Below are 21,833 nucleotides of genomic sequence, written 5' to 3' on the forward strand. Positions count from 1 at the left end.
TGCCAGGAGGGCGCCAACCGGCGCGAGCTATGTCGCCGCTTTGGCATCAGCCCCCAGACGGGCTACAAGTGGCTGGCCCGCTTTGCTCAGCTGGGCTCCCTTGGTTTGGCTGACGTCTCCCGCCGCCCGTTGCACAGCCCCGGGACCACGCAGGAAGCCTTGCAACAGGCTGCCGTGGCCTTGCGCCGCGAGCACCCGGCCTGGGGTGGCCGCAAGATCGCCAGGCGTCTGCAGGACCTGGGCCTGGGCACCTTGGCTTGCAGCACTGTCAACTCGATCTTGCACCGCCACGGCCTCATCAACCCCGAAGCCTCAGCTGCAGCCCAGCCCTGGCAGCGCTTCGAGCACGATCACCCCAATGCCTTGTGGCAGATCGACTTCAAGGGCTATGTGGACACTGCAGGCGGGCGCTGTCATCCCCTGACCCTGCTGGACGATCATTCGCGCTTCAACATGGCCATCCGCGCCTGCGCCCGTCAGGAAAGCTCCACTGTGCGCGAGCAGCTCATTGAAGTGTTTCGCACCTACGGCCTGCCGGTGCGCATCAATGCGGACAACGGAGCACCCTGGGGATCGCCGCGCGAGCCCGGGCAGGTCAGCGCGCTGGCGCTGTGGCTGATACGGCTGGGTATCCGGGTGAGCTTCAGCCGCCCCTACCACCCGCAGACCAATGGCAAGGAGGAGCGGTTTCACCGTTCGCTCAAAGCGGAAGTGCTCAATGGCAAGTCGTTCACGGACCTCGTGCAGGCGCAAGCGGCATTCGATCACTGGCGCCAGATCTACAACCACCAGCGGCCCCACCAGGCACTGGGCATGGCAACCCCAGCAAGCCGCTATCGCATGAGCGAGCGAAGCTACCCACAGGACCTGCCGGCCATCGAGTACGGGCCCGAGGATACGGTGGTGACAGTCAAGGACATGGGAGAGATGCGATTCCAGGGCAAGCGCTACAAGCTGTCCAGCGCGTTGCGCGGGATGCCGGTGGCTGTGCGAGCCCTGAAGGCGCAGGATGGCTGCTATGGGGTGTACTTCATGCACCACAAGCTGCGCGAGATAGACCTGAAGCAGGACTGAGCTGTGCGGCAAAATCCGTCCACCATGTGTTCGCACACCCGTCAACCATGTGTCCGGTCCATACAGCTTCCCAAAGACTTTCTCAAGCTCATCAGATCATAGCCCTTTGTGTAATCGACGCCTTTAGCAACTTTCGTCATCTCTGCGGAGGCTGCGTCTTTGTTGTTTGCGTTTATCAGGCTGTACTCCAAGTCTGACGTAAAGATAAAGACGTTAAGCCCTGCACTATTTAAATGTTGTTCTATTGCTTGGGCTGCAGCTGTGAATTCTTTCTCACCTTTATCCAGGGCTTCATCAACCAAGTTGTGTAGCGATTGTTCGCTAGGGAGGTTGTAGCCGGCTGCTTTTGCTCCCACCAGTATGGCTCTGTCAGAATCTTTTATTAGGGAGTCAAAATCTGTGACTACAAGGTGTGGTATCTTTGCTGCTCCCCATGCTTTTATCATTCTCAGGAATGGGGAGAAATTCTGATTTCCCGCGGCTGACACTATAGAGATTCTGTGTGATTTTGATCCCAAATGCTTTTCCAGAAGGCTTTTGATGACTCGAAGATCGGATTCACCTTCTACGAAAATCACTTTTTCAGCGAAGAAAATCGATGCATTAAATTCGTCGCTGTAAGCATTAAACATTTCTTCTTCTTGTGGTGACTTGCACTCCGCCACATGCAGCGCCGAATGAGTTCCTTCCTTACGTACCAAGCCGAGTTCGGTGAATTTAGTCTCTGAAACAATATAAGGGCTGTGGGTGGTTATGATAACCCTGAGGTTTGGGCTTTTTGCATTGTTAATGTCGTGAAAGAGTTCCTTTTGGCGCTGAGGGTGTAGAAACGCTTCTGGTTCTTCTATCGCTAAAATGTGTTGCACGTCAGGGTTTTGTGCGGCTTGTTGCTCTAGACGGTGAAGTGCGAGAAGAACCCCACTCTGTATGCCGGAGCCTGACTCTGAAAGGGCGAGGGTAGAGCCGGCCTCATCAAGCTCAAATCCAAGTTTTAGATTCTGTAGAATCCATTCGCCAATGCCTGAGACATCTACATCAAACTTAAGTGCTAGCTTATGCTGAGGGGTGAAACCAAATTTTTCAGAAATTTGTGGAAGCAATTCCTTGTTAATGTAAGGTTTGATTCTTGTTGTGACTGTGTCTCTAATATCCTTCAGAGCTCGATATTCCTTTGGTGTTCCTCCTGCTTTCTGGGGAATCATTTTGGACAAACCGTGCTCCCTAAGCATTCTTGTAAATATCTCTTGAAACTCCGGAGACTGAGCATCTCGCAGGGCTGGAATCAATATGAACTTGTTAGCCTCACGAAGCTTCCCTAGCACCTCTATTGCTTGACTGGTCGTTTTTTGGCTGCGTTCAATCTTCTCTACAACAGTAAAAGTGAGGTCAGTTCTCACTGTAATATGTAGCTGCTTCTTGTGTGTCCCGGAGCGATAATTTATGGTTATCCGCCGTGCTTTTGCTTGAACAGGGAAGATAGGTAAAAGCACCTCTGCCATATCGGGGTGAAGAGCGCCATGGCGAAGTATGTTTGCATCAAGTCGATTGAGGACTATATCGATTGTTTTGAGTATTGAGGACTTTCCATGGTCGTTTTGACCAATCAATACCGATGTTTTGTCGATGTCGAATGATAGGCTCTTAAAGGATTTGATGTAGGAAAAATCAAATGACGTAATTCTCATTAACTGCCCCTCTAGAGTGTATTGTGATTAATTTCGTCGTAGCCAAATGCACTATAGCTTCTCTGAGCTTTACTGTGAACCAAAAATTACCCGCTGTACATCTCCACCACGCATGGGACTCAACGCATCAAAACGGCGCCCGCGACACCACCACCTCAGCGCGCCCCTCGCCCTGGAACACCACTTCCCCGGTCGCAATGACCATCACCGTGCACCATTCCCCGTGGCGCAGCACCTCGTAGTGATCCAGCGGCAGCGGTAGCACCCGGTCACCCAGCTGGCCATTACCGAGCGGCACACGGAGCAGGGTAGGGTGGCCCATGGGGATGTTCTCGTCAGACCCGCCGACCCACAGCAGCCTATTTGGATCCGTCGATTTCACAGTACCACTCCTGCATGTACCACACCTTGTCTACTCGCTCATACCCAATAAAGCGGATCATCCCGGCCGTGATGTAGGTCACCCGGGGCTCATAGAGCTTGGGGAAGCCCGATCCCAGGGCCTCCAGCACCTCATAGGTCTTGTCCTCGCCGACCGACTTCTCGTGCTTAAGCCAGAGGTCGCCGTACCCCCTGCGCCTCACGGGCACATTCAGCTGACCTTCTTCCCGTACCAACATGACCTTGACCCGCATGGGGGTGACTGTAGCTCAAAATACTGGTTTTATGTACAGTATTGTGCATGTGCACTCGGTACATCCCTCCCCACGAGCGCGACATCGAGCGCGACTGGCACATAGGCAACCGCAACCCCTATCGCTGGTGGGAGGAAGTGCTGCACCCCCAATACCTGGGCCCGTTCTTTCGGAGATCCCCACCGGGTAGCGCCAGGCCCGTGGAGCTGGTCATTGGGCAATGGGGGCTCATCCCGGCCTTCTCCACGACACCCCACGTGGCCTTCTCCACCAGCAACGCCAAGTCAGAGGAACTGCTGAGCAAGCCGAGCTACCGCCATCCCTGGCTGAGCGGGCAGAGGTGCCTGATACCTGCTGTGAGCTTCGATGAGCCGTGCTGGGAATCCGGGGCCAATGAGTGGTGGCGCTTCCACCGAGCAGATGGTCGGCCGTGGGCGCTGGCGGGCCTATGGAACACCTGGGCTGATCCCCTGACGGGTGAGGCCTTCGAGAGCTACACCATGCTCACGGTCAATGCGGATGACCACCCGGTGATGTGCCGCATGCACAAACCCAAGTTCGACCCGACGACCCGACGGCCATTGATCCCCCAGGACAAGCGCAGCGTGATTTCCATCGAGGCCCGCGACATTGGTGCATGGCTATTCGGAACGGCCCAGCAAGCACAGCGACTGCTTACACCACCCGCAGCCGAACACCTGAAAGGAGAGCCCCACCATGACACACACCATCAGCATCTACGCACCACACCTCAGCTGTTCGCCTGAGACATTGGAGCGTGCGAAGGTAGCGGCCATGGCCACGCTGGAGCGCCTTGGCGTGACCCTTGAGCAGGCCATGGACGCGCGCTTTGAAATGGAGTGCTGGGACGACATGGGCTGCCCCGATGACCACAACTTTGCGGACGTGGACGGCAAGCGATTCGACGCCTTCCACGCGGCCCATCAAGCGGCCATGCAGGTATGCGGGGTGAGCTTCGATGACGGGGTGTTCGATATCGGAATGGACGAGGTTGGTGTGCCGCAGCACCTGCCTGAATGGCATCCTGCATGCGGCCCCTTTGCGCTCTCGATGTGATCCGTCTTCCCGTCGATGCGTCGTCGTCGAGTCGTCAGATCGTCGAGTGGACTTCAAGACTTCTCCCGATAAAGTGCGTCAGGTGATCGAGTCGTCGGGTGGGCGATGGCTGTTGCATTGGCCGGGCCCCCGCGCTGGTACGCTCACGCCCATGACCCCTAAGCCCGGCACCCCCACCAAGACCCCAGCCAAGAAGCCACCGCGCCGTCCAGCCGAGAGCTCATCATCTACCAACTGCGCATCGAGCTGCAGGGCATCGCCCCGGCCATCCACCGTACGGTGCTGGTACCTGGAACGCTGTCATTGCCCAAGCTTCACCACGTCATCCAGGCTGCGATGGGCTGGGACGAGGCGCACCTGCACGACTTTTCGATTGGCGGCCAGCGCTACGGCGAGCCGGACCCGGATTTTCCGGAGGTGGATGTGCTCGACGAGCGCCGCCATACCGTGGGCGAGGTGCTGGGGCAGGCAACGCAGCGCTTCACCTACACCTACGATTTCGGCGATGGCTGGGAACACGCGGTCAAGGTCGAGAAGCGACTACCGGCCGTCGAAGGCCGCACACCTGGCCGATGTGCATCGGCGGGCAGAATGCCTGTCCGCCAGAGGATGTCGGTGGTCCACTGGGCTACATGGACTTTGTGGAGGCGATGGCCAGCCCCTCTCATCCGGAGCATGGCGACATGTTCGGGTGGTGGGGCGGCCCGTTCGATCCGTGCGGCTTCAGCCTGAACGAGGCGAACAAGGCCATCCACCGGCTGCGCACCATCACGAAGTGACTGCCGGGTTCCTCTGTTTCATCGCCAACCCATCGTTTGCGATCACCGCGAAGCGCGCAGTCTGCCGCGTGATGAATCCATCGACCACGATGAAGGTGTCCGTTCCTGCGTCCACCCTCGACGCGGCGGAGGACTCGCACGCCCATTCCACATAGGCCAGGTCGCCGTGGACCACGGCCACATCGGTGCGCCACACGGCATCGGGCAATTCGTCGATCAATTTGGCATACATCGAAGCAATCTCCGGGCGGCCTCGGTAGGTGGTGCCATTGACGATGGCCACGGCATCTTTCGCGTAGTGGGTGGATACCTTGAAGGCATTCTGCTCGGCCAGGGCGGCCTCGTGGCTGGCAAGGATCTGTTCGGTGGTCGGCATGGGGTGGGTGCTTCCTGGTGGTGTCAGTGCGTTGTGGGCTTGAATGGATGGAGCGAAGTCCTGGCGGGGGTGAGCCGCCAGGGTGCTTCGCTCGGTCAGGAGACCGAGATCACCACCTTCCCGCGGATGGGCTGGCCATCGACCTCTCCGCGCTCCAGCGCGGTGTGGGCCTCTGGAATCTGGGCCAGCGAGAAGCGGGCGCCGATGACGGGGCGCACGCGTTCGCTTTCCAGCAGGGTCTTGAGGGCCTGCAGCTTGCCGCGGTTCTGGCGGGTGAAGACGAAGTGGTACTCGGCGTTCACACCCCATGCCGCGACCAGGTTCTGCGGCGTGGCCAGGTCGACGATGGACACCACGCGGCCTGCGTCGCTGAGCACGTGGGGCGACTGGCTCAGCGTCTGCCCGCCAATGGTGTCGAACACCACGTTCACCCCCTGGCCCTTGGTCAAATCGGCGATGGCTTCGGTGTAGTTCTGGCTGGTGAAGTCAATGGCATGGTCTGCGCCCAGCTGGCGAACAAAGTCCAGGTCACGGCCCCTGGCGGTCGTGTACACGGTGGCGCCCATCGACTTGGCCAGCTGGATGGCGATGGAGCCCACGCCGCCGGCGCCGCCGTGGATCAGCACCGACTCGGCCGGGTGCAACCTGGCGCGCGTGACAAGGGCCTCCCAGGCGGTGCCGCCGACGAGGGTGGTGGATGCGGCTTCTTCGTGCGACAGGTTGGCGGGCTTGTGGGTCACCAGGGCTTCCGGCACCACGTTGTACTCGGCATACGAGCCACCTTTGGGGCCAAAGATCTTGGGGGTGTAGAACACCTCGTCGCCCACGGCGAAGGTGGTCACCCCAGGGCCTACCTGTTCGACCACGCCCGAGACATCGTGGCCGATGATGGCGGGCAGGGGCACGGACTCGGGGTAGTCGCCCCGGCGGATCTGGTAGTCCAGCGGGTTGATGGCCGTGGCGACCACGCGCACCAGCAGTTCGCCGGCACCCACTTCGGGTACTGGTACCTCCTGCAGCTCGAAGCTGTCGGGGCCGCCAAATTTTTTGAGAACGATTGCTTTCATGTCATTTCCTTTCGGTGAGGGATTGGGGTTGAACCGGTGCCATCTGCTGCACGCTGGTGAGCGCCTGAACGACTTCAACGACAACGTGCAGGGTGTATTGTCGTATCGATGTTTTGCGAAATGACGTTGTGAAAAAATTGCCCTCAATAGATCCAGGGGCTCCACGTCCACAGGGCGCGCGGTCGGCGTCGTCTCTGGTAATGGGGCAGCCGCAGGCGGCCCGGCTCAGAACCCGCAGCGGTGCCGTGGCCTCGGCAAACTGCTAGAGTCCATGAACACAAAGCCGAGCGATGAACGAAGAGCAGCTACCCCTCATACAGATCCTGGATGTGCTGGCCAACGAGCAGCGCATGGACATCCTGCGCAAGCTCAAGTCGCCGCGCACCGCCTTCCCGCCGCAGGACGAGGGCGATCCGGTGCTCGATGGGGTGTGCGTGTCGTCCATCCAGGCGGGCCAGGGCCTGGCTTTTTCCACCACGTCCAAGTACCTGGCGGACCTTGCGCGCGTGGGTCTGGTCAGCGTCAAGCGCAGCGGCAAGTGGTCGTACTACAAGCGCAATGAGAGCGCGATCAAGGCGGTGGTGGCCCGGCTGAAGGCTGAGTTGTGAGCACGAGCCCATGCGGCGCACGCAAAGCATCCACTCATCCCGATTGCACTCCAACGCGGCTGCAAAAAGATCTTCAACAGGTTCTAAGATCGTGACGCAATTCAATGGAAACAGGCACCTGATTGATGACGTGGCCTTTCGATCAACCGCGAAACTGCGCGACGGTATTCTCGAAAAGTGTGCTGGACAGAAGCCGGCCGATCCTGCATGTCTCCCACGATGAAGACGACCACGGATGGCAGTTCCTGGATGGCGTCAGCGAAGAATTGGAAGACGTTGTCCTTGCCGGCCTCAGCCATGTGCTGGAAATCGATCCCGCCGTGGTCGAACTCGCCGGCATGGAACCGGGGTTCCACGCGTCGAGATCTGCGGTGAACGAGCCGTGGGTCATCCAGCGCACGCCACCCGACCCGGACGACGACGACATGGCGGACGAAACTTAGGTCGTTGGGCGTGGGGCGTCTCTCCAGCCCCAAGTAATCTCTGCTGTGCACGCTGCAACCCAGTACGATTTGAACCGGTAATGCTCAGGAAGGAGCACTTTCATGACCTACAGAGGACCTGGAGGTAGTAGATGGCAGGCCGCAGGGCGGGCTTGCGCCTTCGTTGCCTGTAGCGTCCTTGGCATGAACGCATCCGCAGGCATCACCGACGGTGATCTGTTCGGCCACCGCCTGGGCACTCGCGTCGTGACGTCGCCGAGCACCCTGGGTTACTGGAGCCAGGGGCGGGCCATCATCATCGTCGACAAGCCCGAGATCCCGCCGGAGTTCGAAAAGCTCGAACTGCTCGCCACGCCCAAGACGTACACCATCGGCAACATCTACGCGAGCAAGAGCCTGCCGGAACGCACGGCCGCCTTCACCCTGGCCGACAAGTACAAGGACCTGCTGCCCACGCTCTACCGCGAGCAGTGCGTGCGTGAGCGCGATGGCTTTGGCGGCACCGTGCTGGACATGCGCTGCGGCAACTACCAGCTGAGCATCCAGGTTTTTTCGCCGGACCGGCAGAATCCCAACAACCCGTACACGGTACAGATTGGCTTGACCATGGCGCGCGAGACGCGGGTCGGCTACGACTGGCAGATGCTGCTGGACGAGGAGGTGGATGCGGTGGACAAAGAGGGGCGCCAGCGCAGGCTGGAGCAGGCCAGGAAGGACCGCAGCCTGCGCGGCTTTCCTTGACGAACAGGCCGCTTGCTACTTAGCGGGCCTTGCTGCGCGCAGGTTTTGGGGGCGTCCCCAACGCCTGCAGCGCTGCCACCGTCTCCCGCAGCCCCCGGTGCAGCCGCTTGTCCTTGCGCACCACCACGGCCAGGGTGCGGGCCAGGGGCGGCGACAGCGGGCGCACTTCCACGGCGCTGCCATGCGTGCCCTGCACGGCCATCCCCGGCAGCACGGCGCAGCCCAGGCCGGCGGCGACCAGTTCCTTGATGGCCTCCACGCTGCCCAGCGACATGGCGGGTTGCAGGGCCACGTCGGCCTGGGCGAACCAGGTGTCGGCGATGCGGCGGGTCTGGCCGCCGGGCTCGAACAGCAGCACCGGGTGGCGGGCCAGGTCGGCAGCGGTCACCTTCTTGGGCAGCGCGGTGCCCTTGGGCGCGATGGCGACAAAGGCGTCCTGCAGCACGGGGGTCACGTCGAGCATGCGGCCGCTGGCGGGCAAGGTGACCAGGCCCAGGTCCAGGGTGTTGTCTTCCACGGCCTGCACGATGTCGGCGGTATTGCCGGTGCGCACGGTGATCTCCAGGCCCGCAAAGCGCTGGCGCAGCGCACCCAGCACCGGTGGTAGCAAAAAGATGCAGGCCGTGGCGCCGGTACCCAGGCGCACCCTGCCTGCCGCGCCGCTGGCATGGTGGGCCACGGCGTGCAGCGCATCGGCCACGGCGGCATCGATGCGGGCCACGTGCACCAGCAGTTCTGCGCCCGCAGCCGTGGGGCGCAGCACGCGGCCCACGCGCTCCACCAGCGGCGTGCCCAGGCGCTTTTCGAGCTGGCGTACCTGCAGGCTCACGGCGGGTTGGGTCAGGTCCAGGCGCTGGGCGGCGGCGGAAAAGCTGCCCAGTTCGATGGCGGCGGCAAAGCCGTGCAACTGGTCGAGGTTGATGCGTTCCATGCCAAAGAATTTCTCATACTTTGCATAAGTTGAGAAAGCTTCTTTTATGCAGGGCAACGCGCCACACTGCCGCCATGCATTTGTCCACAGCACCTCTTTCCCCACCGTTGCCATCTACCGTATCACCGCAGGTGCGCGATGCGGCCGATACCGACCTGCCCGCCATCCAGGCCATCTATGCCCGCCATGTGCTGCATGGCCTGGCCTCGTTCGAGGAGGTGCCGCCCGGTGTGGACGAGCTGCGCACGCGCCTGGCCACGGTGCGCGCCGCCGGCCTGCCCTACCTGGTGGCCGAGATCGATGGCGCTGTGGCGGGCTATGCCTATGCAACGCTGTACCGGCCGCGCTCGGCCTACCGGCATACGGTGGAGGATTCGGTCTACGTGGCCCAGGGCATGGCGGGGCGGGGCATTGGCGCGGCGCTGCTGTCGGCGGTGATTGCCCGCTGCGAGGCCGGGCCCTGGCGCCAGATGATGGCCACCATAGGCCAGGGCGATGGCAACCGGGGCTCCATCGCCCTTCACACCCGCTTGGGCTTCACGCGCATCGGTGCGCTGCGCTCCGTAGGCTTCAAGCACGGGCAGTGGCTCGATACGGTGCTGATGCAGCGGCCCCTGGGCGTGGGTGATGGCGCGTTGCCCATGCCCGCCGCGTGATGGGCGCGCCTGTTGCAGGCCGTGGCGGCTGCTCTCGTATTTACGCTGCTGTACGGCGCGGGCAACGGGCTGCTCACCATCACGCGCGGCACCTTGCCGCTGGTGCTGTTCGACCACCGCACCTATGGCGCTTTTGTCGGGCGGCTGGTGGCGCCCGGATTTCTGCTGTCGGCCTGCGCGCCGGTGGTCTATGCGGCCATCATGGATGCGTATGGCGCTGCGGCGGCGCTGTGGCTGTCGGTCGTGGTGGCAGCGCTGGTGTTTGCGGCGTCGCTGGCGCTGCGGTTGCGCTTCGGGCCACGGGTTCTGTAAACGACAACGCCCGGGCACGGGCCGGGGCGTTGTGGTTGCTTCAAGGCGCCGCCATGCGGCGCGGGGATCACTTCGGCGCGAGACGGATCGCGCCGTCGAGGCGAATCACCTCGCCATTGAGCATGTCGTTTTCCAGGATGTGCTTGACCAGCTTGGCATAGTCCTGCGGCGTACCCAGGCGGCTGGGGAAGGGCACGCCGGCGGCCAGCGCGTCCTGCACTTCCTGGGGCATGCCGAACAGCATGGGCGTGCCGAAGATGCCGGGCGCGATGGTCATGTTGCGGATGCCGTTGCGTGCCAGGTCGCGCGCGATGGGCAGGGTCATGCCGACCACGCCGCCCTTGGATGCGGCGTAGGCGGCCTGGCCGATCTGGCCGTCGTAGGCGGCGACGCTGGCGGTGGAGATCAGCACGCCGCGCTCGCCCGTGGCTTCGGGTTCGTTCTTGCCCATGGCCTCGGCGGCCAGGCGGATCATGTTGAAGCTGCCGATCAGGTTCACCGTGATGGTCTTGCTGAACACGGCCAGGGCGTGCGCGCCGTTCTTGCCCACGGTCTTTTCCGCCGGGGCAATGCCCGCGCAGTTCACCAGGCCCACCAGCTTGCCCAGCGACACGGCCTTGGCCACCACGGCCTGGCCGTCGGCCTCGTTGCTCACGTCGCACTTGACGAAGGCGCCGCCGATGTCCTTGGCCACGGCCTCGCCCTTGTCGGCCTGCATGTCGGCGATGACCACGGTACCGCCCTGGGCCGCCAGCATGCGCGCCGTGCCCTCGCCCAGGCCCGATGCGCCGCCTGTCACGATGAATACCTTGCCTTTGATGTCCATGATCTACTGTCTCCAGAGGTTGACGTTAACGTAAACGTCAATTATGAACGCAAAAAAAGCCCGGGCGCTACCGGGCTTTCCTGCAATGGTTCGCAGACCTGCGTGGCCGCTTACTGGAAGCCCACGCGGTCCAGCATCTGCTGCACCTTGGTGGTGTTGGCACCCACTGCGCTGATCGGGATGGTTTCGCTCTTGAAGGGCGCGTTGCCCGTCATGGCCTTGAGGGCCGGGTTGTCGATGTTCAGGCCTTTGGCTGCGGGCCACTCGTTGTTGCCGTTGGCAAAGTAGTTCTGCGCGTCGGCGCTGGCCAGGTATTCCAGGAACTTGATGGCGTTGGCCTTGTTCTTGGCATTCTTGGCGACCGCGCCGCCAGCGATGTTCAGGTGCGTGCCCCAGCTTTGCTGGTTCGGGAACACCACGCCCACCTTCTCGACCACGGCGGCGTCTTCGGCCTTGCCCGAGCGCATCATGCGCGCCAGGTAGTAGCTGTTGGTGACGGCGATGTCGCACTCACCCGAGGCCACTGCCTTGATCTGGTCGGTGTCGCCACCCTTGGGCGGGCGCGCCAGGTTGCCCACCATGCCCTTGAGCCAGGCCTCGGCCTTCTGCTCGCCCATGTGCTCGGTCACGGCGCCGAACAGGCTCAGGTTGTAGGGGTGCGAGCCCGAACGGATGCACAGCTTGCCCTTGTTCTTGGCGTCGCCCAGCTCTTCGTAGGTGTCCACGTCGTCCTTTTGCACCTTGGCCTTGTTGTAGACGATCACGCGGGCGCGGGTGGACAGGCCGAACCAGGCGATGCCGCCGTCGGCTTCGGGCTTGCTGCGCAGGTTGGCGGGAATCGCATCGGTCAGCACCTTGGACTGGATGGGCTGGAACAGGCCATCGACCTCGCCCTTGTACAGGCGGGCAGCGTCCACCAGCAGGATCACGTCGGCAGGCGATGCCGTGCCTTCGGCCTTCAGGCGCGCCAGGATGCCGGCGTCGTCGGCGTCCACGCGGTTGACCTTGATGCCCGTGGCCTTGGTGAAGCCGGTGTACAGCGCTTCGTCCGTGGCGTAGTGGCGCGCCGAGTACAGGTTCACCACCTGCTCCTGGGCGGATACGGCGCCAGCGGCAGCGGCCAGCGCGCAGGCGGTCAGCAGGGCTTTCACGGTCTTGGACATGGAGTGCGTCTTTCGGGTGTAACAAACAACCGCGCGATGATAGGACAAACGCGAATTATTCTTAATAAACCCAAGGGCGCGAATGGACATGGCCCGGGGGCACCCGCAACCGCTGCCCAGGGCGGGAGCGTTGCGGGCAAAAAAAAGCCCGGTGGTGTACCGGGCTTTGAATTGGATCCAGGAAACGGGGGTTTCGAGAGGATCCAAGGAGACAACTGGGGGCGCCGAACCTTCATTTGCTGCGTCTCGGCGCCATGGGTTGAATTATCAGGGTAATCCCTGCGTTTCGCCTAGAGTCTGCACTCCAGACGCGATTGGCAGCGGATCAGCCGCGCTTGCGGGGAGCAGCCGACTTGGCGGCGTTGGCAGCGGTGCTGGCAACGGCGTTGAAGTTGGCTTCGGCCACGTCGGAGGCTTGCTTGACGGCCTTTTGCACCGACTCGAAAGCGTTGTTGGCGGCAGAGACGGCGCTCTTCATCACGGCCACGGCGGTTTCGGATCCGGCGGGGGCGTTCTTGGCGGCGCTGTCGACCAGGTTGGTGAAGCCGCGCTGTGCGTCAGCGGCCTGGGCTTCGAAAGCCTTGCCGAATTCGGCAGCGGTGCCCGACGAGATGTCGTACAGGTGGCGGCTGTAGGCGGCGGTCTTCTCGGCCAGGGGCTGGAACAGGCCGGCTTGCAGGGCCAGCAGTTCTTGTGCGTCCTTCACGCCCAGGACGGCCTGGGTGTGGTTGGCGGCTTCAGCCAGGGCAGCGCGCGAGGCGGTCACGTTCAGTTCGACCAGCTTTTCCACGCCTTCGAACGCCTTGGTGGTCAGACCAAACAGGGTTTCGAGGTTGGCCTTGTGGGATGCCAGAACTTGTTCAGCGGTCAGCGACATGTCATATCTCCTGAGAATGGAGGCCCAGCGGGCCGAGGTGGTTTACAGAGAATCTGCGCTGTCGTTGACTTCGTGAGTCATGTTGCAGTGCAGCATGGGTTGAATTTTAGGGGCTTTGCCCACGATTGCAAGTGCTTTTTGTTGCGATGCAGCAATTTAGAGGTGACAGTCCAACAGGGCGCCCCTTGCCACAATGGCGTCATGCATGCCTATTACGCGGACCAGTTCGTGCTGCCGCTGCCCGACGGCCACCGTTTCCCCATGGCCAAGTACCGCCTGTTGCGCGATGCCGTGGCCACCCACCTGCCCGGCGTGGCGCTGCAGGTGGCGCCGCCCGCGTCGGATGGCGAACTCGCGCTGGCCCACACGCCGGCCTATATCGACGCCATTGCCCACGGCACGCTGCCGGCACCGGCGCAGCGCGAGATCGGCTTTCCCTGGAGCCCGGCCATGGCCGAGCGCGCGCGCCGCTCGGTGGGCGCGACCATTGCCGCCTGCCGCGTGGCCATGGCCGGCGGGGAGGGCGGCGGCATCGCGGGCAACCTCGCTGGCGGCACGCACCATGCCTATGCCGACAAGGGCAGCGGCTTTTGCGTGTTCAACGACATGGCCGTGGCCGCGCGGTTGATGCAGGATGAGCACGCCCGTGCCGCCTCGGCCATGGGCGCCAACCCGCTGGCGCTGCGCGTGGCCATCATCGACCTGGACGTGCACCAGGGCAATGGCACGGCGCGTATCTTCCAGGGCGACGATTCGGTGTTCACCCTGTCCATGCACGGCGCGCGCAACTTCCCGTTTCGCAAGGAGGCGGGCGATCTGGATGTGGAGCTGCCCGACGGCTGCGGCGATGACGAGTACCTGGCCGCGCTGGAGCAGGCGCTCGATGCGCTGGACCAGCGCTTTGCGCCCGGCCTGGTGCTCTACCTGGCTGGTGCCGACCCGCATGTGGGCGACCGTCTGGGGCGCCTTGCCATCAGCCACGACGGCCTGGAGGCGCGCGACCGGCGCGTCTTCGACTGGGCCTGGCAGCGCCGCGTGCCGGTGGCCTTTGCCATGGGCGGCGGCTACGGCACGGACATCGCCGACACCCTCAAGGCCCAGCTCGCCACCTGGCGCGTGGCCCACCAGTACCAGCAGCGCTGGCAGAATTTCCTGCAACCTTCCTCCGTTTGAACATGACGAGCACCACCCTCGCACCGCGCCCTGCGCCGCAGCCGCGCAGCGGCTATCGCACCTTCCGCACCATCAGTACCCGCTGGGCGGACAATGACCTCTATGGCCACGTGAACAACGTGGTGTACTACAGCTGGTTCGACACCGCCGTGAACGCCCACCTGATCGAGCAGGGCGTGCTCGACATCCATGCGGGCAACACCATCGGCCTGGTGATCGAGACGCAGTGCAACTACTTCGCGCCGCTGGCTTTTCCCCAGGTGGTGGAGGCTGGCATCCGCGTGGCGCGCCTGGGCGGCTCCAGCGTGCGCTACGAGGTGGGCCTGTTCGCCTATGGCGAAGAGATGAGCGCCGCGGCCGGGCATTTCATCCACGTGTACGTGGACCGCACGACGCGCCGCCCGGTGCCCGTGCCCGAGCCCTTGCGCGAGGTGCTGCAGGCCCTGGTGGTGCCGGGGTAGGTTACCCCTGACCCTGCGCTGCAATGATCGGTGCGATGGCCTACACTGTGCTGCCTTGCTGCCCCCTGGCCTGGGCCATCCGTTGCGGCCCGCTTCGACAATGATCATCACCAGCCTGCTCGACACCGACCTGTACAAGTTCACGATGATGCAGGTGGTGCTGCACCAGTTCCCCGGGGCACAGGTCGAGTACCGCTTCAAGTGCCGCAACCCCGGCGTGCAGCTGGCGCCCTATGCCAACGAGATCCGCGACGAGATCCGCTCGCTGTGCAGCCTGCACTTCCAGGACGCCGAGCTGGCCTACCTGCGCTCCATGCGCTTCATCAAGAGCGATTTCGTGGACTTTCTCGGGCTGTTCCGCCTGAACGAGAAGTACATCACCATCACACCGCAGCACAACGGCGAGATCGAGATCACCATCCGCGGGCCCTGGCTGCACACCATCCTGTTCGAGATTCCGGTACTGGCCATCGTCAACGAGGTCTACTTCCGCAACACGCAGAAGGTGCCCAATTTCCCCGAAGGCCGCCGCCGGCTGGATACCAAGATCGCCCAGTTGCAGGCCGAGGGCCTGTCCGAGCTCAAGATCGCCGACTACGGCACGCGCCGGCGTTTCAGCCGCGCCTGGCACGAGGAAGTGCTGCGCGTGCTGTGCGCGCGCCTGGGCACGGGCGACCGCCGGCCCGGTGCGCCGGTGGGACCCGGCCAGTTCGCGGGCACCAGCAATGTGCTGTATGCCATGAAGCTTGGCGTGACGCCGCTGGGCACCATGGCGCACGAGTACCTGCAGGCCTGCCAGGCGCTGGGCCCGCGGCTGCGCGACAGCCAGGTCTTCGGTTTCGAGATGTGGGCCAAGGAATACCGCGGCGACCTGGGCATTGCGCTGTCGGACGTGTACGGCATGAGCGCCTTCCTGCGCGACTTCGACCTGTATTTCTGCAAGCTGTTCGACGGCGCGCGCCATGACAGCGGCGACCCGTTCGCCTGGGGCGAGCGCCTGCTGGAACACTACCGCAAGAACCGCGTGGACCCGCTGACCAAGACGCTGATCTTCAGCGACGCGCTCACAGTGCCGCGCACCATCGAGCTGTACCAGCAGTTCCGCGGCCGCTGCCAATTGGCCTTCGGTATCGGCACCAACCTGACCAACGACCTGGGCAGCCCGCCCGAGCACGAGCCGCTGCAGGTGGTGATCAAGATGACCCAGTGCAACGGCCAGCCCGTGGCCAAGCTCTCGGACACGCCCGGCAAGGGCATGTGCGACGACGAAAAATACCTGGCCTACCTGCGCCAGGTGTTCGAGATTCCGGCACCGCACTGAGCCGATGAAGCACCTGCGCTGGTCGGCATTGGCCGTGCTGTTGTTGTCCATGCTGCCGGGCCTGGCCACGGCGGCCGAGGTGGACGGCCGCGCGCTGTCCGTGCTGTGGGGCGTGCCCTTCGCCGGCGTGCTGCTGTCCATCGCCATCATGCCGCTCCTGGCGCCTACGGTCTGGCACCACCATTTCGGCAAGATCACGGCGGCCTGGGCGCTGGCGTTTCTCGTCCCCTTCGCCCTGGTCTTTGGGGTACCCGCCGCCGGCACGAGCCTGGTGCATGCGCTGCTGGCGGAGTACATCCCCTTCGTGATCCTGCTCACCGCGCTGTTCACGGTGGCGGGGGGCATCTACATCCGCGGCAACCTGCATGGCAGCCCGGGGCTCAATACCGCTCTCCTGGCCATCGGCGCGGTGCTGGCCAGCTTCATGGGCACCACGGGTGCATCCATGCTGCTGATCCGCCCGCTGATCCGCGCCAACGACAACCGCAAGCACACGGCGCATGTGGTGGTGTTCTTCATCTTCATCGTCTCCAACGCCGGGGGCTCGCTCACGCCGCTGGGTGATCCGCCGCTGTTCCTGGGCTTCTTGAAGGGCGTGGACTTCTTCTGGACGGTGCGCCACATCTTTCCCGAGACGCTGTTCCTGGTCGGTGCGCTGCTGGCGATCTTCTACGCACTCGATTCCTGGTACTACCACCGCCGCGAGGAGGTGCTGCCGCAGGATCCGACGCCCGATACGCCCACCCTGGGCTTCGACGGCAAGGCCAATTTCCTGCTGCTGGGCGCGGTGGTCGGCCTGGTGCTGCTCAGCGGGTTCTGGAAGTCGTCCGTGGCCTGGAACATCGCCGGCACCGAGGTGGGCCTGCCCGGCGTGGTGCGCGATGCCGGGCTCATCATCGTGACCCTGGTGTCCCTGCGCCTGACTCCAGCGAAGGTGCACGCGGACAACCAGTTCGGCTGGGGCCCGATGCAGGAGGTGGCCAAGCTGTTCGCGGGCATCTTCCTGACCATCATCCCGGTGATCGCCATGCTCAAGGCCGGCGTTGACGGCCCCTTCGGCGCCATCGTGTCTGCGGTCACCCGGCCCGACGGTTCGCCCGACCCGGCCATGTACTTCTGGGCCGCGGGCGCGCTCAGCTCCTTTCTGGACAACGCGCCCACCTACCTCGTGTTCTTCAACACCGCAGGCGGCGACCCGGCCGCGCTCATGACCACCCTGGCGCCCACGCTGGCCGCCATCTCGGCCGGCGCCGTGTTCATGGGGGCTAACACCTACATCGGCAATGCGCCCAACATGATGGTCAAGGCCATCGCCGAGGACCGGGGTGTGAAGATGCCCAGCTTCTTTGGCTACATGCTGTGGTCCGGGGGCATCCTGGTGCCTCTGTTCATTGTGATGACCTTTATCTGGTTCCGTTGACCTGGAGATTGGATTCTTATGAGCAACAAACCCCGCATCCTGGTCGCCCGCGCGATCTTCCCCGACATCGTGGACCGCCTGCGCCAGCACTTCGAGGTGCAGGACAACCCCGAGGACGTGATCTGGACGCCCGCCGAGCTGGCCGAGTGCCTGGCCGACAAGGACGGTGCCTTCACCACCGGCAGCCAGCGCATCGACGCGGCGCTGCTGGCGGCGGCGCCCGGCCTGCGCATCGTGGCCAACATGGCGGTGGGCTACAACAACTTCGACGTGGATGCCATGACGGCGGCGGGCGTGCAGGGCACCAACACGCCCGACGTGCTGACCGAGACCACGGCCGACTTCGGCTTTGCGCTCTTGATGGCGACCGCACGTCGCATGACCGAGAGCGAGCACTACCTGCGCGCGGGGCAGTGGACCAAGTGGAGCTACGACATGTTTTCGGGCTCGGACATCCATGGCAGCACGCTGGGCATCATCGGAATGGGCCGCATCGGCCAGGGCATTGCGCGCCGCGGAGCGCATGGCTTTGGCATGAACGTCATCTACCACAACCGTTCGCGCCTCTCGCCCGAGCTGGAGGCCGAATGCAAGGCCCGCTATGTGGGCAAGGAAGAGCTGCTGCGCACGGCCGACCATGTGGTGCTGGTGGTGCCCTACACCCCGGCATCGCACCACACCATCGGTGCGGCAGAGCTGGCGCTCATGAAGCCCACGGCCACGCTGGTCAACATTGCGCGCGGCGGCATCGTGGACGACGCGGCCCTGGCCGTGGCCCTGCGCGAGCAGCGCATCGCGGCGGCGGGCCTGGATGTCTTCGAGGGCGAGCCCAGCGTGCACCCGGACCTGCTCACCGTGCCCAACGTGGTGCTCACCCCGCACATCGCCAGCGCCACCGTGCCCACGCGCCGTGCCATGGCCAATCTGGCAGCGGACAACCTGATTGCCTTCTTCGAGAAGGGTGCTCCGCTGACGCCGGTGAACACGCCGGCATCGCGCGGGCGCTGATTTACGTACACAATAGTCGCCCTGCCATCGCGCACCGCCCTGGTGCGCTCTTTCTAGCCCAGCCCCGCTTTTGACCACCGACACCCTCATCCTGCTGGCCGCGCTGGCCCTCGTCCTTTTGCTGCTGGTGCTCGTTCTGCTGCGCCGCCCGCGCGTCGATCTGCCGCCCGAACTGGCGGCCCGCCTGTTGGCCCTGGAGCAGACGGCCCAGGCCACGCAGCTCGCGGTGGCCCGCAACGATGGCGCGATGGAGGCCCTGGCCCAGCAGATGCGCGGTTTCACGCAGACCACGCAGGCCACGCTTGAAACCGTGCGCCACGCCGTGGACGAACGCCTGGCGCAGGCCGTTACCGAGTCGCGCACTGGCCGCGCCGAGCTGCTGGCGGCCTTCGGCGTGTTTGAGGGCCGGCTGGAGCAGCGCATCGAAGGCCTGCAGCAGGTGGTGGCCGGCCGGCTGGAGGACAGCCGCAAGGCGCTGCTCGAGAACCTGGCCCAGGGCCAGGCGGATTCGGCCGTGGCGCGCAAGGAGCTTTCGGACACGCTCATCGGCTTTCGCGCAGAACTCACCAGCACCACGGCAGCACTGGCGGCCGAGAGCGTCAAGTCGCGCGAGGCCATGGCCGAGAGCGGGGCGCTGTTCGAAAAGCGCATCCAGGAGCGCTTCGAGGCGCTCACCCTGGCCACGCGCACCACGCTCGACTCGCTCAAGGGCGACATCCAGAGCCAGCTGGGCACCATGTCCGGCGCGCTCAAGGACCAGCTTGAAGCCAATGGCAACCAGATCCGCAACCAGTTCGCCGTGCTGCAGGACGCGGTCTCGCAGCAGCTCACCGGCATGCTGCAGGGCAGCCAGACCAATGCCGAGCAGCTGCGCAACGCGCTCAACGAGCGCCTGGCCGCCAGCCAGGCCGACAACTCCACCAAGCTCGAAGAGATGCGCCGCACGGTGGACGAGAAATTGCACGCCACGCTGGAGCAGCGCCTGGGCGAATCCTTCAAGCTCGTGAGCGACCGGCTGGAGCAGGTGCACAAGGGCCTGGGCGAGATGCAGACCCTGGCCGGCAGCGTGGGCGACCTCAAGCGCGTGATGACCAACGTGAAGTCGCGCGGCACCTGGGGCGAAATGCAGCTCGGCGCCATCATCGAGAACGTGCTCACGCCCGACCAGTTTGCGCGCAACGTCAAGACCGTGCCGGGCAGCGACGACCTGGTGGAATTCGCCATCCGCCTGCCCGGTCGCAGCGATGAACATCCCGTGTGGCTGCCCATCGACTCCAAGTACCCGGTGGAGCAGTACCAGCGCCTCATGGACGCGCAGGACGCGGCGGACAAGGGGCTCATCGCCTCGGCCGGCAATGCCTTCGAGGCCTCGATCAAGCTCGAAGCCAGGAAGATCTTCGGCAAGTACGTCTCGCCCCCGCACACCACCGACTTCGCGGTGCTCTACCTGCCCACCGCGGGTTTGTTCGCAGAAGTCATCCGCCGCCCCGGCCTGGTGGAGGCGCTGCAGAACGACTGCCGCGTGATGATCACCGGCCCGGCCAATCTGGCGGCCATGCTCAACAGCCTGCAGATGGGCTTCAAGACCCTGGCCATCGAGAAGCGTTCGTCCGAGGTCTGGAGCCTCCTGGGCATGGTCAAGACCGAGTTCGCCAAGTTCGGCGACGTGGTGGAGGCGACCAAGAAATCCATCGACTCCGCCGCCAAGCGCTTTGAAGAAGTGGGCGTGCGCACCCGCGCCATCCAGAAGCGCCTGCGCGACGTGCAGGACCTGCCCGCACCCGATGTGGCCGGCGCCGTGCCCAAGCTGCGGCCCCCGATGTCGTCGGCGGACGCGCAGGACGAGCTGCTGTGAACGCGGCGCTGGCCCGCCTGATCGCCGGCCAGATCTGCGTGCACGCCTGCATGGCGGGCATGCGGCTGGCTGCGCCCCTGCTGGCGCTGCGCGAGGGCTACAGCGCCGCCGCCGTGGGCGTGCTGCTGGCGCGGTTCGCGCTGACCCAGGTGTTCCTGGCGCTGCCGGCGGGCCGCTATGCGGACCGCCATGGCCTCAAGCGCCCGGTGGGCATCGCGGTGGCCGTGGCCACGGCGGGCTCGGCGGCGGCCCTGGTGTTCCCGGTGTTTCCGGTGCTGTGCATTGCCGCGCTGACCTCGGGTGGCGCCACGGGCGCGGCCACCATCGCGCTGCAGCGCCACGTGGGGCGCGCCGCGCACGACGCCACGGCGCTCAAGCAGGTGTTCAGCTGGCTGGCCATCGGGCCCGCGGTGTCCAATTTCCTCGGGCCGTTCTGCGCCGGGCTCATGATCGACCATGGCGGTGTGGTGGCCGGCGACACCCAGGGCTACCGCGCCGCGTTCGCGCTGATGGCGCTGCTGCCCCTGGCCACCTGGTTCTGGGTGCGCGATACGCAGGAGTTGCCCCCGGTGATCGCCGCGGCCGGCGGCCCGCCCCAGCGCGCCTGGGACCTGATGAACGAGGTGCCCTTTCGGCGCCTGCTCATCGTCAACTGGATCCTTTCGTCGTGCTGGGACGTGCACACTTTCGTGGTGCCGCTGATCGGGCACGAGCGCGGGCTGTCGGCCTCGGTCATCGGCTCCATCCTGGGGGCCTTCGCGATTGCCGCCGCCGTGATCCGCGTGCTGATGCCCCTGGTGGCCGAGCACTTGCGCGAGCGCGTGGTGGTCGCGGTGGCCATGGTCGCCACGGCATTGCTGTTCGCGTTCTATCCGCTCATGCCCACGGCGCTCACCATGGGCGTGTGCTCGGTGCTGCTGGGCTTTGCCCTGGGCTCGGTGCAGCCCATGGTGATGAGCCTGCTGCACCAGATCACCCCCTCCCACCGCCACGGCGAGGCACTGGGCCTGCGCCTCATGGCCATCAATGCGTCGAGCGTGCTCATGCCCATGCTGTTCGGCACCGCAGGGGCCGTGATCGGGGTGGGTGGCCTGTTCTGGGTGGTGGGCGCCGCCGTGGGCGCCGGCTCGCGCCTGGCCTGGAACATGGGGTCGCCCGCTTCCGGGCACGGGCACTGACCTGCGCCGGCGCGCTGCGCCACTTTGTAAAAATCCGCCTGTGCTGGCGAAATCGGAGTAGATTCCGGTAGCGTCTGCTCACATCGTTTGCAAATCGCTGCAGGCGAGGGGGTCAGCGCTGCTGCCCACGACGCGGCCATCCCCCTGCATCGGTACGCCATTGCCCG

25 protein-coding genes and 1 pseudogene are annotated in these 21,833 nt (G+C 64.3%); 17 read left to right on the forward strand and 9 right to left on the reverse strand.

Annotated features, from left to right (window positions below; genetic code table 11):
• A partial coding sequence (locus tag ACK59X_RS32780) for an IS481 family transposase (RefSeq protein ID WP_409963365.1) occupies positions 1-1,074 on the forward strand: 1,074 nt, incomplete at its 5' end.
• Positions 1,075-1,115: 41 nt separating this feature from the next.
• Here the strand turns inward: ACK59X_RS32780 and ACK59X_RS32785 are convergent.
• From ACK59X_RS32785 to ACK59X_RS32795, 3 genes are all read right to left on the reverse strand, one after another.
• Positions 1,116-2,759 carry an ATP-dependent nuclease gene (locus ACK59X_RS32785; RefSeq protein ID WP_409963367.1) on the reverse strand — a complete coding sequence of 548 codons (1,644 nt, stop codon included), beginning with the start codon at positions 2,757-2,759 and terminating at the stop codon, positions 1,116-1,118.
• A 127-nt stretch (positions 2,760-2,886) separates the two neighbouring features.
• Positions 2,887-3,081, reverse strand: a complete 195-nt coding sequence (locus ACK59X_RS32790) for a hypothetical protein (RefSeq protein ID WP_409963369.1) — start codon at positions 3,079-3,081, stop codon at positions 2,887-2,889.
• 37 nt (positions 3,082-3,118) lie between these two features.
• Positions 3,119-3,394, reverse strand: coding sequence for a hypothetical protein (locus tag ACK59X_RS32795; RefSeq protein WP_409963371.1), 276 nt, complete (start codon positions 3,392-3,394; stop codon positions 3,119-3,121).
• 47 nt (positions 3,395-3,441) lie between these two features.
• Here ACK59X_RS32795 and ACK59X_RS32800 point away from each other — a divergent pair, with 47 nt between their 5' ends.
• The 4 genes and pseudogenes from ACK59X_RS32800 to ACK59X_RS32815 all read left to right on the forward strand — a co-directional run bounded on the left by ACK59X_RS32800 (position 3,442) and on the right by ACK59X_RS32815 (position 5,250).
• Positions 3,442-4,161: an SOS response-associated peptidase gene (locus ACK59X_RS32800; RefSeq protein ID WP_409963373.1), complete on the forward strand. Its 720-nt coding sequence runs from the start codon at positions 3,442-3,444 to the stop codon at positions 4,159-4,161.
• Positions 4,112-4,471: a hypothetical protein gene (locus tag ACK59X_RS32805; RefSeq protein ID WP_409963375.1), complete on the forward strand. Its 360-nt coding sequence runs from the start codon at positions 4,112-4,114 to the stop codon at positions 4,469-4,471. The genes ACK59X_RS32800 and ACK59X_RS32805 overlap by 50 nt, the downstream gene beginning before the upstream one ends.
• A gap of 279 nt (positions 4,472-4,750) precedes the next feature.
• Positions 4,751-4,963 (forward strand): annotated as a pseudogene (locus ACK59X_RS32810) (plasmid pRiA4b ORF-3 family protein); the annotation flags it as partial.
• Positions 4,964-5,043: 80 nt separating this feature from the next.
• Entirely contained in the window at positions 5,044-5,250 is a 207-nt protein-coding gene (locus tag ACK59X_RS32815) for an IS1096 element passenger TnpR family protein (protein ID WP_409963377.1), read from the forward strand.
• Here ACK59X_RS32815 and ACK59X_RS32820 read toward each other — a convergent pair.
• Positions 5,240-5,626 carry a nuclear transport factor 2 family protein gene (locus ACK59X_RS32820; protein ID WP_409963379.1) on the reverse strand — a complete coding sequence of 129 codons (387 nt, stop codon included), beginning with the start codon at positions 5,624-5,626 and terminating at the stop codon, positions 5,240-5,242. The genes ACK59X_RS32815 and ACK59X_RS32820 overlap by 11 nt on opposite strands.
• Positions 5,627-5,721: 95 nt before the next feature.
• Positions 5,722-6,693 (reverse strand): zinc-dependent alcohol dehydrogenase family protein, encoded by a 972-nt coding sequence (locus ACK59X_RS32825; RefSeq protein WP_409963381.1) that lies wholly within the window; start codon positions 6,691-6,693, stop codon positions 5,722-5,724.
• A gap of 290 nt (positions 6,694-6,983) precedes the next feature.
• Between ACK59X_RS32825 and ACK59X_RS32830 the strand changes: the two genes are divergently transcribed.
• The 3 genes from ACK59X_RS32830 to ACK59X_RS32840 all read left to right on the forward strand — a co-directional run bounded on the left by ACK59X_RS32830 (position 6,984) and on the right by ACK59X_RS32840 (position 8,485).
• Positions 6,984-7,301 (forward strand): ArsR/SmtB family transcription factor, encoded by a 318-nt coding sequence (locus ACK59X_RS32830; RefSeq protein ID WP_409963383.1) that lies wholly within the window; start codon positions 6,984-6,986, stop codon positions 7,299-7,301.
• Positions 7,302-7,426: 125 nt separating this feature from the next.
• Complete coding sequence (locus ACK59X_RS32835) at positions 7,427-7,744, forward strand: hypothetical protein (protein WP_409963385.1); 318 nt, start codon at positions 7,427-7,429, stop codon at positions 7,742-7,744.
• A gap of 183 nt (positions 7,745-7,927) precedes the next feature.
• Positions 7,928-8,485 carry a hypothetical protein gene (locus tag ACK59X_RS32840; RefSeq protein WP_409963387.1) on the forward strand — a complete coding sequence of 186 codons (558 nt, stop codon included), beginning with the start codon at positions 7,928-7,930 and terminating at the stop codon, positions 8,483-8,485.
• A 19-nt stretch (positions 8,486-8,504) separates the two neighbouring features.
• Here the strand turns inward: ACK59X_RS32840 and ACK59X_RS32845 are convergent, their stop codons facing one another.
• A complete protein-coding gene (locus ACK59X_RS32845; protein WP_409963389.1) occupies positions 8,505-9,416 on the reverse strand; it encodes a LysR family transcriptional regulator in 912 nt (303 codons plus the stop codon).
• Between the two features lie 74 nt (positions 9,417-9,490).
• On the opposite strand from ACK59X_RS32845, the gene ACK59X_RS32850 reads away from it, so the two are divergent.
• Both ACK59X_RS32850 and ACK59X_RS32855 read left to right on the forward strand, forming a co-directional pair.
• Positions 9,491-10,072 carry an N-acetyltransferase family protein gene (locus ACK59X_RS32850; RefSeq protein ID WP_409963391.1) on the forward strand — a complete coding sequence of 194 codons (582 nt, stop codon included), beginning with the start codon at positions 9,491-9,493 and terminating at the stop codon, positions 10,070-10,072.
• A 21-nt stretch (positions 10,073-10,093) separates the two neighbouring features.
• Positions 10,094-10,384, forward strand: a complete 291-nt coding sequence (locus ACK59X_RS32855) for a hypothetical protein (RefSeq protein ID WP_409963393.1) — start codon at positions 10,094-10,096, stop codon at positions 10,382-10,384.
• A 67-nt stretch (positions 10,385-10,451) separates the two neighbouring features.
• Here ACK59X_RS32855 and ACK59X_RS32860 read toward each other — a convergent pair whose 3' ends face one another.
• The 3 genes from ACK59X_RS32860 to ACK59X_RS32870 form a co-directional block, all read right to left on the reverse strand.
• On the reverse strand, positions 10,452-11,210 hold the full coding sequence (locus ACK59X_RS32860; protein WP_409963395.1) for a 3-hydroxyacyl-CoA dehydrogenase: 759 nt from the start codon (positions 11,208-11,210) through the stop codon (positions 10,452-10,454).
• Positions 11,211-11,320: 110 nt separating this feature from the next.
• Positions 11,321-12,373, reverse strand: coding sequence for an extracellular solute-binding protein (locus tag ACK59X_RS32865; RefSeq protein ID WP_409963397.1), 1,053 nt, complete (start codon positions 12,371-12,373; stop codon positions 11,321-11,323).
• Between the two features lie 325 nt (positions 12,374-12,698).
• Positions 12,699-13,250: a phasin family protein gene (locus tag ACK59X_RS32870; protein ID WP_409963399.1), complete on the reverse strand. Its 552-nt coding sequence runs from the start codon at positions 13,248-13,250 to the stop codon at positions 12,699-12,701.
• 201 nt (positions 13,251-13,451) lie between these two features.
• Here ACK59X_RS32870 and ACK59X_RS32875 point away from each other — a divergent pair, with 201 nt between their 5' ends.
• The 7 genes from ACK59X_RS32875 to ACK59X_RS32905 all read left to right on the forward strand — a co-directional run bounded on the left by ACK59X_RS32875 (position 13,452) and on the right by ACK59X_RS32905 (position 21,666).
• The gene (locus ACK59X_RS32875; RefSeq protein WP_409963401.1) at positions 13,452-14,423 is read left to right on the forward strand and encodes a histone deacetylase; all 972 of its coding nucleotides are present in this window, start codon (positions 13,452-13,454) and stop codon (positions 14,421-14,423) included.
• A 2-nt stretch (positions 14,424-14,425) separates the two neighbouring features.
• Positions 14,426-14,884: an acyl-CoA thioesterase gene (locus ACK59X_RS32880; RefSeq protein ID WP_409963403.1), complete on the forward strand. Its 459-nt coding sequence runs from the start codon at positions 14,426-14,428 to the stop codon at positions 14,882-14,884.
• Positions 14,885-14,984: 100 nt separating this feature from the next.
• Positions 14,985-16,205: a nicotinate phosphoribosyltransferase gene (pncB, locus tag ACK59X_RS32885; RefSeq protein WP_409963405.1), complete on the forward strand. Its 1,221-nt coding sequence runs from the start codon at positions 14,985-14,987 to the stop codon at positions 16,203-16,205.
• A 4-nt stretch (positions 16,206-16,209) separates the two neighbouring features.
• Positions 16,210-17,625, forward strand: coding sequence for a sodium:proton antiporter (locus ACK59X_RS32890; RefSeq protein ID WP_409963407.1), 1,416 nt, complete (start codon positions 16,210-16,212; stop codon positions 17,623-17,625).
• An 18-nt stretch (positions 17,626-17,643) separates the two neighbouring features.
• A complete protein-coding gene (locus ACK59X_RS32895) occupies positions 17,644-18,633 on the forward strand; it encodes a 2-hydroxyacid dehydrogenase (RefSeq protein ID WP_409963409.1) in 990 nt (329 codons plus the stop codon).
• A gap of 70 nt (positions 18,634-18,703) precedes the next feature.
• Entirely contained in the window at positions 18,704-20,488 is a 1,785-nt protein-coding gene (gene rmuC, locus ACK59X_RS32900; protein WP_409963411.1) for a DNA recombination protein RmuC, read from the forward strand.
• Positions 20,485-21,666: an MFS transporter gene (locus tag ACK59X_RS32905; RefSeq protein WP_409963413.1), complete on the forward strand. Its 1,182-nt coding sequence runs from the start codon at positions 20,485-20,487 to the stop codon at positions 21,664-21,666. The genes rmuC and ACK59X_RS32905 overlap by 4 nt, the downstream gene beginning before the upstream one ends.
• The last annotated feature ends 167 nt before the right edge of the window (positions 21,667-21,833 follow it).

Origin of the sequence: Acidovorax sp. (assembly GCF_046339755.1) — a bacterium.
GTDB lineage: Bacteria > Pseudomonadota > Gammaproteobacteria > Burkholderiales > Burkholderiaceae_C > Acidovorax.